This is a genomic window from Silicimonas lutimaris (assembly GCF_047314965.1).
Classification (GTDB): domain Bacteria; phylum Pseudomonadota; class Alphaproteobacteria; order Rhodobacterales; family Rhodobacteraceae; genus JAVJUV01.
In genome coordinates this window covers 64630-77406 of record NZ_JBLBVK010000043.1, presented here as the reverse complement: position 1 = coordinate 77406, position 12777 = coordinate 64630, and the positions used below count along the sequence as shown (strand labels likewise).

Annotated in this window: 13 protein-coding genes; 9 read left to right on the top strand and 4 right to left on the bottom strand. The window is 61.1% G+C overall.

What is annotated here, in order from left to right; all coding sequences use genetic code 11:
• Positions 1–4 precede the first annotated feature (4 nt).
• Together ACKLNI_RS07770 and ACKLNI_RS07765 are read left to right on the top strand one after the other, a co-directional pair.
• Positions 5–535 (top strand): hypothetical protein, encoded by a 531-nt coding sequence (locus ACKLNI_RS07770; RefSeq protein ID WP_413718528.1) that lies wholly within the window; start codon positions 5–7, stop codon positions 533–535.
• A gap of 242 nt (positions 536–777) precedes the next feature.
• Positions 778–1773, top strand: coding sequence for a zinc transporter ZntB (locus ACKLNI_RS07765; protein WP_413718493.1), 996 nt, complete (start codon positions 778–780; stop codon positions 1771–1773).
• 158 nt (positions 1774–1931) lie between these two features.
• Here ACKLNI_RS07765 and ACKLNI_RS07760 read toward each other — a convergent pair whose 3' ends face one another.
• Genes ACKLNI_RS07760 through ACKLNI_RS07750 form a run of 3 tightly spaced genes read right to left on the bottom strand, consistent with a single transcriptional unit; the run spans position 1932 to position 4398 of the window.
• Positions 1932–2894, bottom strand: coding sequence for a threonine ammonia-lyase (locus ACKLNI_RS07760; RefSeq protein ID WP_413718492.1), 963 nt, complete (start codon positions 2892–2894; stop codon positions 1932–1934).
• On the bottom strand, positions 2891–3712 hold the full coding sequence (locus ACKLNI_RS07755; protein WP_413718491.1) for an alpha/beta fold hydrolase: 822 nt from the start codon (positions 3710–3712) through the stop codon (positions 2891–2893). The genes ACKLNI_RS07760 and ACKLNI_RS07755 overlap by 4 nt, the downstream gene beginning before the upstream one ends.
• Positions 3712–4398: a haloacid dehalogenase type II gene (locus ACKLNI_RS07750; protein WP_413718490.1), complete on the bottom strand. Its 687-nt coding sequence runs from the start codon at positions 4396–4398 to the stop codon at positions 3712–3714. The genes ACKLNI_RS07755 and ACKLNI_RS07750 overlap by 1 nt, the downstream gene beginning before the upstream one ends.
• A 145-nt stretch (positions 4399–4543) precedes the next feature.
• On the opposite strand from ACKLNI_RS07750, the gene ACKLNI_RS07745 reads away from it, so the two are divergent.
• Entirely contained in the window at positions 4544–4972 is a 429-nt protein-coding gene (locus ACKLNI_RS07745; protein ID WP_413718489.1) for an FKBP-type peptidyl-prolyl cis-trans isomerase, read from the top strand.
• Positions 4973–5161: 189 nt separating this feature from the next.
• On the opposite strand, the gene ACKLNI_RS07740 is transcribed toward ACKLNI_RS07745, so the two are convergent.
• Entirely contained in the window at positions 5162–6520 is a 1359-nt protein-coding gene (locus ACKLNI_RS07740; protein ID WP_413718488.1) for a polysaccharide pyruvyl transferase family protein, read from the bottom strand.
• A 309-nt stretch (positions 6521–6829) separates the two neighbouring features.
• Between ACKLNI_RS07740 and ACKLNI_RS07735 the strand changes: the two genes are divergently transcribed.
• The 6 genes from ACKLNI_RS07735 to ACKLNI_RS07710 all read left to right on the top strand — a co-directional run bounded on the left by ACKLNI_RS07735 (position 6830) and on the right by ACKLNI_RS07710 (position 12774).
• Positions 6830–7690 (top strand): lysophospholipid acyltransferase family protein, encoded by an 861-nt coding sequence (locus ACKLNI_RS07735; RefSeq protein ID WP_413718487.1) that lies wholly within the window; start codon positions 6830–6832, stop codon positions 7688–7690.
• Positions 7691–7750: 60 nt separating this feature from the next.
• Positions 7751–8407 carry a class I SAM-dependent methyltransferase gene (locus ACKLNI_RS07730; protein WP_413718486.1) on the top strand — a complete coding sequence of 219 codons (657 nt, stop codon included), beginning with the start codon at positions 7751–7753 and terminating at the stop codon, positions 8405–8407.
• Positions 8400–9734, top strand: a complete 1335-nt coding sequence (locus tag ACKLNI_RS07725; RefSeq protein ID WP_413718485.1) for an NAD(P)-binding protein — start codon at positions 8400–8402, stop codon at positions 9732–9734. The genes ACKLNI_RS07730 and ACKLNI_RS07725 overlap by 8 nt, the downstream gene beginning before the upstream one ends.
• A complete protein-coding gene (locus tag ACKLNI_RS07720) occupies positions 9731–10696 on the top strand; it encodes a GNAT family N-acetyltransferase (RefSeq protein WP_413718484.1) in 966 nt (321 codons plus the stop codon). Before ACKLNI_RS07725 ends, ACKLNI_RS07720 begins: the two co-directional genes overlap by 4 nt.
• Positions 10697–12004 (top strand): DUF4910 domain-containing protein, encoded by a 1308-nt coding sequence (locus ACKLNI_RS07715; RefSeq protein ID WP_413718483.1) that lies wholly within the window; start codon positions 10697–10699, stop codon positions 12002–12004.
• Between the two features lie 65 nt (positions 12005–12069).
• Positions 12070–12774 (top strand): class I SAM-dependent methyltransferase, encoded by a 705-nt coding sequence (locus ACKLNI_RS07710; RefSeq protein WP_413718482.1) that lies wholly within the window; start codon positions 12070–12072, stop codon positions 12772–12774.
• Positions 12775–12777: the final 3 nt, after the last annotated feature.

The following is a 12777-nucleotide window of genomic DNA, read 5'->3' as shown; positions in this document are numbered from 1 at the left end:
CGGTGTGGCGCCGGAGAAGCGGGCACCGGCGACCTTCGAGGAAATCGCGGCGCTTGCGGCGGAGATCCGGGCGCTGGGACCCGAGGTCGATCCGGAGGAGGCGATGCGGGCAGCGCGGATCTCCTATGAGCGGACACGCGAGCTGGCTATCCAGTACGAGATCGTCGATCCGCCCCTCATTCACAATACGAAGGTCAATATGGGCCTGAAGCCGAGGGGGCTTTGCTGGCACTGGGCCGAGGACATGGAAAGCCGGCTCAAGGAGGAGAACTTCGAGACTCTGGTACTCTATCGCGCCATTGCAAATGCCGATAATCCCTACAGAATTGACCATTCTACCGCGATCATAGCGGCAAAGGGCACAGGCATGTATGACGGCATTGTCCTCGACCCGTGGCGGACCGGCGGCTACCTGTTCTGGGACCAGGTGCGCGAGGATACACGGTATGAGTGGGTGCAGCGCGAGCTTGTTCTGGATGCCAAACGCCGCCAGCTGATCGCCGAGGGCAAGCTGGCCGCTGCCTCCGGTTCCTGATGGTTAATGTGGCGTACGCGTGCAGTGCGTTGCGGAACGGATCGTAAATCGAAAACGCTTGTGTTTGCTGGCATTCCATTGCGTTTGGGCAGGTCGGCAAAACGTATGGCAAACGTCGGCAAAGCGTATGGCAAAGGGTGCGGCTTGTGCGCACTGGACCTTCAATTTGCTGCGGAGGTTAACGAAAGTTGCGATAGTGTTAATGTCGCCGCCAGACGAGGACAGCCATGCAGGAGACCGGCTTGAGCAGACCCGATACCGCGCCTCACCCCGATGTGATGGTGATCCGGTTGGACGGAAGAGGCGGCGCAAGGACGGTCGATCCGGCCGGGGAAGGTGCGATGGCGCCGCCGGAGGAAGGAGACGGGTTCCTTTGGGCTCACATCCGTCTTGGGGCCGCCGAGACGCCGGAGCGCCTTAAAGCGGCGGGTCTGGACGATTTCGTGATCGACGCCCTTCTTGCGGATGAAACACGTCCCAGATGCACGGTCCACGGCGATGGCGTCATCGTGAACCTGCGGGGCGTCAACCTTCAGGCGGGCGCCGATGTGGAAGACATGATCTCGGTGCGTTTGTGGCTGACGGCGACACGGGTCATCGGAGTTTGGCGACGCCCACTGACGGCCACAGCGGATTTGCTGGCGTCGATCGAGCGCGGTCGGGGGCCGGTGTCTCCGGGCGATTTCATCTCACGGTTCGTGCTTCGGCTGGCTGACCGGGCGGAGCCGGCTGTGGCGGATTTGAACGAGCTGGTGGATGACCTTGAAGAAGCGCTTCTTGAGCGACAACCGGAGATCGAACGGTCCAAGCTGTCGTCGATCCGAAGAACCGCGATCATTCTGCGCCGCTATCTCATGCCCCAGCGCGATGCCCTGACAACGCTTGAGATCGAGGATCTGGACTGGTTGAGCGAACGAGACCGGTCCCATCTGCGCGAGGCGGCGGAGCGGATCTACCGGCTTGGCGAAGACCTGGATTCGATTCGTGACCGCACGCAGATCATCAGCGAACAGATCATGGATGCGCGTGCGGAGCGTCTGAACGACAGGATGCTGATCCTGTCCATCGTCGCGGCGATATTCCTGCCGCTCAGTCTGCTGACCGGGCTTCTCGGCATCAATGTCGATGGCATTCCCGGGGCAGAGAACCCTGGCGCGTTCTGGGTGGTCTGCCTGATCCTGCTGGTGCTGGGCGTGTTGCTGTTCCTGATTGCCAGGCGTTTGGGGATGTTTCGTTAGGTTTGACGAAGATCGAAGCTGCTTCGCAGTTTCTCGATGCTGTATGATCTGCCAACAAGGCGACAGGGCGATAGCTGACATTTCAGCTGTCGGGCGGTGCGCCCGAAATGCGGGAGGGTCATGGGGCGAGCGTGGTTCGTACGCCGCGCCTTTCTGCCTCAGGCGAACCTCTCCAGTGCGCCCCGGAAAACATCGGCATCCACGTTGCCGCCCGAGCAGACGACGATGACGTCGCGGCTGTCTTCGTGGTGCCAGAGCGCTGCGGCCAGCGCGACGGCTCCGCCCGGTTCCACAACGATCTTCAGGTGGGTGAAGGCCATTGCCATGGCCCGCAGCGCGTCATCATCCGGAACAGCGAGGCCGGGTCCGCAGAGCCGCTTCAGGATCGGGAAAGTGAGATCGCCGGGGCGGGGCGTGACGATGGCGTCACAGATCGAGCCTGACATCCGGTTGTTGGTCTGGATCGCGCCCGTCGCGAGGGACCGGGCGACATCGTCGAAGCCTTCGGGTTCAACGGGTCGTGCGGTGAGGCCGGGAGCCTCGGCTTCGAGAGCGAGGGCGATGCCGGAGGTCAGGCCACCCCCGCCGCAGCATACGAGAACGTCGGCCTGGGTGACGCCTGCTTCCGCGGCCTGCTGGGCGATCTCCAGACCGGTCGTGCCCTGACCCGAAATCACCTGCTCGTTGTCGAACGGCTTGATCAGTGTCAGGCCGCGCTCTTCGGAGAGCCGCGCGCCGATCGCGTCGCGGTCTTCGTTGGCGCGGTCGTAAAGGACGACCTCGGCGCCGTAGGCTTCGGTATTGCGGATTTTCATCGCGGGTGCGTCGGCGGGCATGATGATGACGGCGGGCGCGCCCATCTCGCGTGCGGCCAGCGCAACGCCCTGCGCGTGGTTGCCGGAGGAGAAGGCGATCACGCCGCGTGCACGCGTCTCGGGATCGAGCGCCGAGACGGCGCTGCGCGCGCCGCGGTACTTGAACGAACCGGTTTTCTGCAGGCACTCGGCCTTCACGAAGATGCGCCTTCCGGCAGCCGCGTCGAGGAGCGGCGCGTTCAGGAGCGGTGTGCGCAAGGCGTGACCGGCAAGGCGCTGGGCTGCGGCTTTGATGTCGATGGTCATGGCAGGAGGTCGATCCACTGGTTGAGGGCGCGGAGCGCTTCGGGTTCGTCGAGGAAAGGCACGTGTCCCCTGTCGGGGACATCGGCGAAGATCATGTCGGGGCGGCGGCGGCGCATTTCGTCTGCAGTCTCGCGCGTCAGGAGGTCGGAGTTCATGCCGCGGATCAGTGCGAGCGGCAGGCCCTGGAGTGCGTCGAAGAACGGCCAGAGGTCGATGGGCGGCGCGTCGGCAATCTTGAGCGTCGCGTCCCGGAGCGCGGGGTCGTAGTTGATCTTCAGACCCTCCGGGGTCTCGATGTAGTGCTTGGCGACCTCTTCGGCCCAGCGGCTTTCGGGGACGCTGGCGAAGCCGTGCATCAGTTCCGCCCGGATTGCGGTGGCGTGGGCAAGGGTTTGAACCCCGGGGTTGCGCCCTACGAAATTCTTGATGACCTCAAGGCCCGCGGGCGCGATTTCGGGGCCGATGTCGACAAGGGCGACGCCCGTCAGGCGTTCCTTGGCCCCTGCGGCGAGGCCCATTGCAATGAGGCCGCCGCGGGAGGTGCCGAGGATGGCAGATTTCTCGATGCCGAGATGGTCGAGGAGCGCGAGGGCGTCGAGCGACTCGTTTGGTACGGTGTAGGTGTCTGCCCCTGTCCACTCGGACTTGCCGCGGCCGCGATAGTCCATTCGGATCAGGCGGACGCCCGACAGATGCGGGGCCACGTAGTCGAAATCGGTAGAGTTCCGGGTCAGACCCGAGAGGGCGAGAACGGGCTTGCCGGCGCCTTCGTCGGAATAATGCAGTCGGGCGCCGTCGGGAGCGGTGAAGTGGGGCATCAGAGGGATTTCGCGAGCTCTGGGATGGTGGTGAGATCGGGCAGGATGTGTTGCGGCTTCGCGGGAAGGCGATCCATCGGTTCGCCGGCGCGGTTGACCCAGGCGGTCTGGAAGCCGTAGGCGGACGCGGCGGCGGCGTCCCAGCCGTTCGACGAGACGAAGAGCACCTGTTCGGGCTGGGTGCCGAAGCGGTTGTGCACCATGTCGTAGACGCGCCGCGCGGGCTTGAACACCTGGACGTCTTCGACGGAAAGCACCGCATCGAGCCAGAGTTCGACACCGGCGAAGTCGACTGCGCCGGCCAGCATATCGGGCGAGCCGTTGGAGAGGATCGCCGTCAGGAAGCCCTCGGCCTTGAGGGTGGCGAGCATCGCGGGCACTTCCTTGTAGGCCGGGAGTTCCCAGTACAGGGCGAGAAGCGTTTCGCGCAGGACCGGATCGTCGAGGCCCGAGGCTTCCATTGCCCAGTCGAGCCCGTCCTTGGTGACTTCCCAGAACGAGACATGGTCGCCGGTCACGGCCCGCAGCCAGGTGTATTGCAACTGCTTGGTGCGCCAGTCGGCGGCCAGTTTCGGCCACACGCGGGCCAGTTCCTCCTGTCCCGGCTGCTCGGCGGCGACACGGGCGGCGGCGGCAACGTCGAAGAGCGTGCCATAGGCGTCGAAAACGCAGGTGGTGACGGGCATGATCGGGCTCCTTTCCGCGCGGAGACTGGCACGGGACGCGGGCAGGGGAAAGGTGGGGTTTACATGAAGCGGCAGACATGTTGGGCTGTCGGGGATCGCCTGGGCCGGGATGGCCCGCAAATTTCTCCAGAAAGAAAGTGAACACATGTCAGAAGCCAAGGCGGGCGATACGGTCCGTATTCATTACACAGGCACGCTGTCGGACGGATCGACCTTCGATTCATCGGCTGGTCGTGATCCGCTGGAATTCACGCTGGGATCGGGCCAGGTGATCCCCGGTTTCGACAAGGCCGTGGACGGAATGACAGTGGGTGACCAGAAGACCGTCGAGATACCTGCCGACGATGCCTATGGGCAGCGTGATCCGAACGGGATGCAGTCCTTCCCGCGCGATAAGGTCCCCGATGACATTCCGCTGGATATCGGCACTCGCCTGCAGTTGTCGACGCCTTCGGGTCAGCCCGTGATGGTGACGGTCAGCGAAGTGACCGAAACCGAGGTCATCCTGGATGCGAACCATCCGCTGGCCGGTCAGGACCTGACCTTCGAGATCGAGCTGGTCGAGATCGTCTAGGGGGACAGGCGGCACGACGACCGCCGCAAACCTCGCGCTTGCGTCGCCTTGATGGCGAGTAGAGGCGACCTCGAATTTTAACCGGATACCATTCGGACAGGCTGAAAATGGAATTGTCGGCCTGTCCAGTTTTGCGAGATCAAAACTGGAAATCGGAGATTTTGGAAAGGCATCATCTGAAATTCGCCTTTACTGGCTGGATGGCTGCCAATCAAATGCAGCAAGGTTCCTTTCAACGGAAATTTGGGAGAAGACCTTACTCAATCCTCTTGGGACTTTATTGACATTCCAGGGAACATCCGAATTTCGGATTGCATCGCCAATGGATCGAGGTTCGTTTTCTGAAATTCTGGCATAGCCTTGTGAAACGAGAAAATCAGAAAGTGAAACCGAAAATTCTTCGAATTGCCGGGAGAGGCGTGAGTGTGCACTCTTCAACTCATTTACCGCCTGTTCGCGCCCCCGGATGAGGTCCTGTGCCTTCGCGATCAGCGCTTCCCTTTCGTTCGCGGGGTAGACAGGCAGATCAATACCCAAGAGCCGCCCGATCCCATCAGATTTATGGCTGTTCGATGGGGTCAAGATTACAGGCGTTAACTGCGAAAGCGCTGAAATTGACGTATGATAACGTCCGCCGATAACGAACGCCGCGTTTCGAACAATACCCAGCATGTCATGGAAGCTCGGCACCTGCCTGGACGACACGAGTTCTACCCGGTCGCCCAATCGGCGCGACATCTGTTGGTACAGGGGCATGTCCATGGGCCGCGAGACCAAAACCTTCAAGCCAAGTCTCAGAATTGAGGCTATCTCTTCGAGTGTGTCGCAATACTGGTCCAGGTTGTATGTATCGAATGCCGCCGATCCAGTGGCGCAGAAATAATCCGGAGCGCCTGATTTCATCTCCGCCAGATCGAAAAGGTCGCAAAACGCCATGTCGGGGCAAACCAGAATATCGTCAATCCCAACCTCGGAGCAGAAATCGACGGAAGCTTGTTCGCGGACGGCGTTCAAAGAAAAGCTTTCATAGATGTTCTTCAGCGTGCTTTTGTCCGCGCTATTGCGCAAAGTGATGGTTTGATTGAGAGAAATAACGGGTTTCTTCCAAAGGCGCGCCGCGATGTACGGCAAGCCGAACAATCGCGTTTGAACAAAATGCCGCGAGGGTCCGATGCTGCCCTCTCCCTGGAAGATGACGACATCTGCGCCACGGACCCGATCGGTCCAGCGTCCAAAGCGCGACACAACGAGACTCTCAAGCCACCGAAGATCCGTCTCGCTTGCATTCGGATCGCTCAAGACATTCCGGATGCGCGCGCCGAACCTTTCCCGTTGGACGATGTCCAGGAGGCAGCCGGGAGGAAAGGCGACGGTTTCGAGGCTCTCAAGGCCGAATTGTTGCAGAACCACTTTGGAGAACCGGTAGAGATTGTAGCTCGTGGCCTGGCAGCCCCAGTTCTCTCGTCCTCCGGTGAAGTTCACGATCACTGCCTTCACGTGCCCACTTCCTTGTTCATTCGTTCCAACACTCTCCAATTCGTCAGTCATCTGGCGTCCACTCTAGCGGGAACATACCCGGGTCACCACACAGGTTCCTTCATGTTGTCCAACCTTCTTGATCCAAGCCGCCACGATACTTGTCGGAACAACCGCGCGCGGATGGACAAAGTGAAATCGTCATGACCGTCGCCTGCGCGAGCTTGTCGCTGTCTTGCATTTCTGCTCCTTAAGACCCACAACGCGTCCCGAACCGTCCGTCCCGATCGAACATGGTTGCGAGCCGCAGTGAAAAGCCGATCCATCAGAAAAACTGCCAGCGTTGAGGCAAAGGATCGGCTTCAGAACTTTTTTTTCAGCATGTTCATCGGTGTTGCCCTGCTTTTGCCCTACGGCCTCCGCGTCAGGTTCATTGGCTGGCTGGTGTCGACTGTCGTAGCTCCTTTCTCCGGCTGGAAGCTGCGCGTGCATGAGAATCTGGCGCTGGTCATGCCCGAGGTGCCTGAGCATGAAGTGAGGCGAATTGCGCGCAGGGTGTGCAATAATGTCGGACGGGCACTGATCGAGATATACTCGGGAGAGGAATTTCTGCGCCATAGCGCCTCGACAAAGTTCGAGGGGCCTGGTGTCGCGGCACTGGAGGCGGCCAAAGCGGATGCCCGGCCGATGGTTCTCATCACCGCGCATCTGGGCAATTACGATGTCGTTCGAGGCATCCTGTCCCGTCAAGGCCTGAACATCGCCGCTCTGTACAAGCCCATGTCGAACAAGGCCTTCAACCGGCGGTATGTCGAAGCGATTTCTGCCATCGCCGAGCCTGTCTTTCCGCTGGGGCGGGCAGGAGTATCGAACCTTGTCCGGCATCTCAAGTCCGGCGGTTGCGTTGGCATCGTTGCCGATGTTGCCAATACCAATGCACCTGTCCTGTCCTTTTTCGGCAAGCCTGCGCATACGCCCCTGTCCGCCGCGGAATGGGCGGTCAAGTACGATGCGCTGCTGGTTCCGGTCTTCGCATTGCGCGACATCGACGGGCTGCATTTCCGCATTCACGTGGCCGAGCCCATCCCGCACGGCGAACCGGAAGCGATGATGCAGGCGTATAACGATATCGTCGAAGAACTGGTGCGCGAGAACATGGATCAGTGGTTCTGGATTCACCGGCGGTGGAAGCTCCCGCCTGCTGCGCAAGACCCGCTGACGTCGGATAGCCTCGGCACTTAGACTTTAATGCGGAACCAACCTGGTCTAAGCTTCGGCCCAGGTAGCCAGGAACTGCGCGCAATGCCCAACGATGCGTGGGAGGCGATCTACGCGAGCGGGCAGCAACTTAATCGCTATCCGTTTTCAGAGGTCGTTTCTTTTTTCTATCGCAACAGGCCCGCTCTCGGAGACGGAGTGCTGTCGGCGTTGGACGTGGGTTGTGGTTCCGGAGTGCATTCCGATTTTCTGGCGCGCCAGAGTATCCGGGTTCTGGGGATCGATTTCAGCGCTTCCGCAATCGCGGCGGCGCGGCAGGCGCATCCCTCCGAGGCCATCACGTTTCGCATCGCCGATTTCGAGACATTCGATCCAGGCGAAGAGGCATTCGACCTCGTCGTTGATCGCTGTGCCACGACCCATTCCTCGGTGTCGACGGCGATCGGTTTCTACCAGCGGCTTCGGTCTTGTCTGAACCCGGGAGCGCGCCTTTTCTGGCAGGGTTTTGCCTGGGATAATTCGGGGCGGCTGCTGGGTCGTGACATGGGCGACGGAAGCTGGTCGGAGTTCACGGGCGGCGTGTTCCGGCCGCTTGGGCGGACCGCGTTCTTCACCGAAAAGGACGTTGCCGAGGTGTTTGCGGGTTACCGCATTCTGGCACTTCGGCATATTTCCGACCGGGATGCCCGGACAGGGTACGATCACACGAGCTGGATCGTGGAGGCGGCCTACGATGGATAGCTTCGATACGATCGTTGTCGGGGGGGGCTTCAAATCGGTCGCCGCTGCCTGGGCCCTGGCGCGGCAGGGGCAGTCCGTGGCGTTGGTGGAGCAGGGGCCGAAGATCGGCGGGTTTCTCTCGCCCATCCACTGGGACGGATACTGGATCGACAAGGGTCCGCAGTTTTTCGACAATTTCGAGCCGAGTGATGCCGAGATGATCGAGGACATGATCGGACCGGACGTGATGCAGGATATCGGGTTCGAATATGGCTCTTACATGGCGGGGCATCTGAACTCGGATTTCGCGATTCCGGACTGGCAGTCCCTAGGTGATGACGTTGCCGTGGAAGCGTTCGAGGCGCTGTTCGCGCAGAGGCTTGAGGAAAAGGGGAAGCCGCCCGAGTTTGCGAATTTCGATGACGTCCTTCGCCATGACGGGGGTCCGGTTCTGTATCCCAGGCTGCGGGAACTGACGCGCAAGTTCATTCGGCGCGATCCCGAAGAGGTCAGTCCGCGGACAAGGTCGATGGTTTCGTACCTTGGCCGCAAGAAGCTTTTCGATCAGGACATATCGCTGGATCTGAAGAAATCGGCTTTCATGGATTCCTTCCTGGCCGCGCGGAAGGTCTCGGTCGACAGCGCGCGGGTCAATCTTTACCCGAAGGGCGACAGCCTTGAGCGCGTGCGACGGGCACTGGAGGACGCGCTCGACCGGGCGGGTGTGACGGTGCTTACTGAGACCAGTCTGGATGTGTTCGACGCGGAAACCGGCACAGCGCGCGGCAGCGGCGCGGAAATCGGCTTCGGACGAGTAATCTTCGGAACGGATATCCGCGAGACCGAGCGCATCCTGACCGGGGGAACCACCATCGCTGAGCGAACCCATGTTCTGCCAGAGATCTTTCACTGCTTCGTGGTGCCCGCCGAAAGCGTCGTGGCGCCCTATTATGTCGTGGACTATGACACGGGGCACCTGTCCTCGCGGATCACGAATTTCCTCAACTACATGGGGTGCGTGGACCACGAGGGTTACGGCGTCATCTGCGTTGAAGAGCCGGTGGACCTGAACGACGCGCACTGGTCCGATCCCGAGGCGCATATCGACCGGATTTTCTCGGAGGCGCGGGAAACCGGCGCAGTGAGCGCCGAGAGCTATCGCAAGGCCAAATCGTTCCGGGTGCCGGCGACCTACAAGTTTCCGCTGGTCGGGATAGAAGCGGCGGTCGAGACGTTCTTCGAGCGGATGGACGCGCGCTTTGGTGACAAGATCGTATTGCCTGATCCTTATGCGCTGACGCGGAAGGAAGCGATCGACGATTTGCGCCGCCTTGGAATCTTGTCGTGAAGCTGGGCTGCGTCAGGCCGCTCGACCCGCAGGAGTGGGTTGATCTGCTTGAGCGTTCGCCGCAACGCACGGTCTTTCTGGAACCGGAGTTCGTTGAGATATTCGACGTGCCGTTCCGGTTCTGGGGACTGGAGCGGAAAGGCGTGGTGATCGCCGGGCTGGCCGTCATCGAGGCCGAACGATTGGGCGGCCGGTTCCTGCCATGGTGCTACTATCAGGGGATAGTGTTTCACGAAGAGGTCTGGCGTGCTGCCCCGGCCAAGCGCACCCAGTATGAAATCGAGATAACGGAGGACCTTGTCACCGGTGTCGCCCGTGAGGAGAGCCATTTCTCGCTGTCGCTTCATCCGATGCTGGGAGACGTTCGCGGTCTGGACTGGGTTCATTACCACCAGCCGGATTTGCCGCGTGTCCGGCTGTTGCCCCGCTATACCGCCATCCGCACATTGTCCGGCGAGACGCGCGAAAGCATCCGGTTGAGCGCACGAAGCGCGCGTCGGCAAGAGGAGGGCTATGCGCAGAGCCGGGAAGGCGTCTTGTCCGCCGGGGACGGTACTGTGGAGGAACTGGTCGCGCTTTACCGTCAAACATTCGAGCGGCAAGGCGTGGAGCCGTCGCCCGTCGAGATGCGGCTTCTGCCGGTCTATGCCCGGTTCTTCCTGGAATCGGGGCGCGGGACGCTGCAGGCCGTGAGGAAAAGCGACGGTACGGCCTGCGCCATCGCCTTGGTGTTTTCGGATCGTGACGGCACTGTGCATGTGCCGGTGGTCGGAACCGGCGATACCCGGTTCGGGGGCACGCTTCTTTATTTCGATATCCTGGACCGCGCCCTGTCCGAAGGGGCGCCGAAGGTGGATTTCAACGGCGCGAACTCTCCGAACCGGGCCTATTTCAAGCATTCGATCGGTGCCGGGCCGGTTCTCTATTTCGAGGCCACGTACGAAGCCAGCGGGGCCGGTTAGATGACTCTCGTTGGCGAAAGCGATGCTGCGCTGGGCGAGTGGGCCCATGCGCTCGCGCGGGAGCTTTGGCCCTTGCCACGATCTTTGACCGGCGGGGGCGTCCGGAAGACGATCGATATTCTGGCACGAGAGATGCCCGGGCTGACGCGGCACAGTGTTCCTACCGGATACCGCGCGTTCGATTGGGAAGTTCCGCGCGAGTGGAACCTGAAGCGGGCCTGGATCGAGACACCCGACGGGCGGGTGATTTGTGACACGGACGTGCACAATCTGCACGTGGTGGGGTATTCGACGCCGGGCGAGTGGCGGGTGACGCTGGGCGAGTTGAAAGAGCACCTTTACACCGAGCCGGATCTTCCTGACGCCATTCCGTACGTCACCAGCTACTATGCCGATCGCTGGGGGTTCTGCCTGCCCGAACGCGACCTTCAATCCCTGCCCGAAGGCACTTACCGCGCGGTGGTGGATGCAACGCTGGAACCCGGACAGCTTGACTACGCCGATCTAGTGCTGGCGGGAGAAAGCGACCGGGAAATTCTGGTCTCGACCTACCTGTGTCATCCCTCGATGGCGAATAACGAACTGTCTGGCATCGTTGTCGCCGTGGCCCTGTCGCGGATCGTGGCGGCGCTGCCTCGGCGCCATTACACCTATCGGTTTGTCTTTGTGCCTGAGACAATCGGGTCTCTGGTCTACCTGTCCAGCCGGCTCGGCCATTTCCGGGACCACGTGGACGCGGGCTTCATCCTGACCTGCGTGGGAGATGAGGGGCCGTTCTCTTATCTCGCCTCGCGGCAGGAGGACACGTTGGCCGACCGGCTGGCATTGCGCGCGTTGCAGGCCGCGGGGGTTTCCTATCGCCGCTATTCCTTCCTGGATCGTGGCAGCGACGAAAGGCAGTACTGCGCGCCAGGTATCGAATTGCCGGTCTGTTCGGTCATGAAGTCGAAATACGGGACATTCCCGGAATATCACACCTCGCTCGACGATCTTGAGTTCGTGACGCCGTTGGGGCTTTCCGAGAGCATTTCGGTCTTCCGCCGGATCATCGACGACCTCGAAAACACTCCGCGTCCCAGAACACTCACGCTCGGCGAACCACAGCTTGGCCGACGGGGACTGTACAGCACGCTGTCGCGAAAAGGCTCGGCCCAAAATGCGATGCTGGTCAGGAACGTCTTGGCTTATGCTGATGGCCGGTTGGATCTCGAGGAGTTGAGCGCGAAGATCGGTGTGCCTGTCGAAAATGTCAGAGAAACGGTCACTCTGCTGCAAAGGCATGGGCTGGTGTCCGTTCACATGCCTTGAGGCTCGGTTCTTGCACCGCGCGGATGTAGAGCATACTAAACCCGGAAACAGATGACGGGGCGCAGATGAGACGCAGGTACCAGCTCGGAAAGCACTGGAACGGAACGCGCCTGAGCGTCGCCATGGTGGCGTCTTTCCTGGACCCGGAGGCGCGCACCGGGCTTGACATCGGAAGCAACGAAGGCGCGCTGACCTGCGTTCTGGCCAAGAGCGGTCTGGACGTTTTGGGTGTCGAGATGACCGGGCGGTTCCGAGAGAACGCCGAGATCCTCGCCAAGGGTATGAACGTTTCGCCACGCTTCGAAGGCAGGATTTTCTCTCTCGAGGACATCGAGCAAATGGACGAGATCGACGTCGCATTGTTCCTGTCGGTCCATCACCAGCTGGTCGCGCATAACGACCTGGAATATGCCAACGCGTTCCTCAAGGCGCTGGCACGCAAGACACGGATGCAGCTGTTCTTTCAGCCGGCCTGCATTCTTCGGAAATACAAGAAGCCGATGCCGTTCGGAGACAACGACATTCAGGCGATCATCGCGTATTTCCTCGATTTGCTGGAAGACATCTTCCCATACCGTGGTCTTGTCGGATTTTCGCTGAACGACCTTCCCCGCCAAGAGCCGCTGAGGCCCATGCTGCTTTTCAGCCACAAGCCGATCCAGCCCTATCCGGGTCGCGACGTTGTCGGCTTGATCGACGAAATCCGGCAAGCGGGCCGCCCGACGCATCCCCTCATGCGGAAGCTCAAGCATTTCACGCCGAACGGCTGAGAC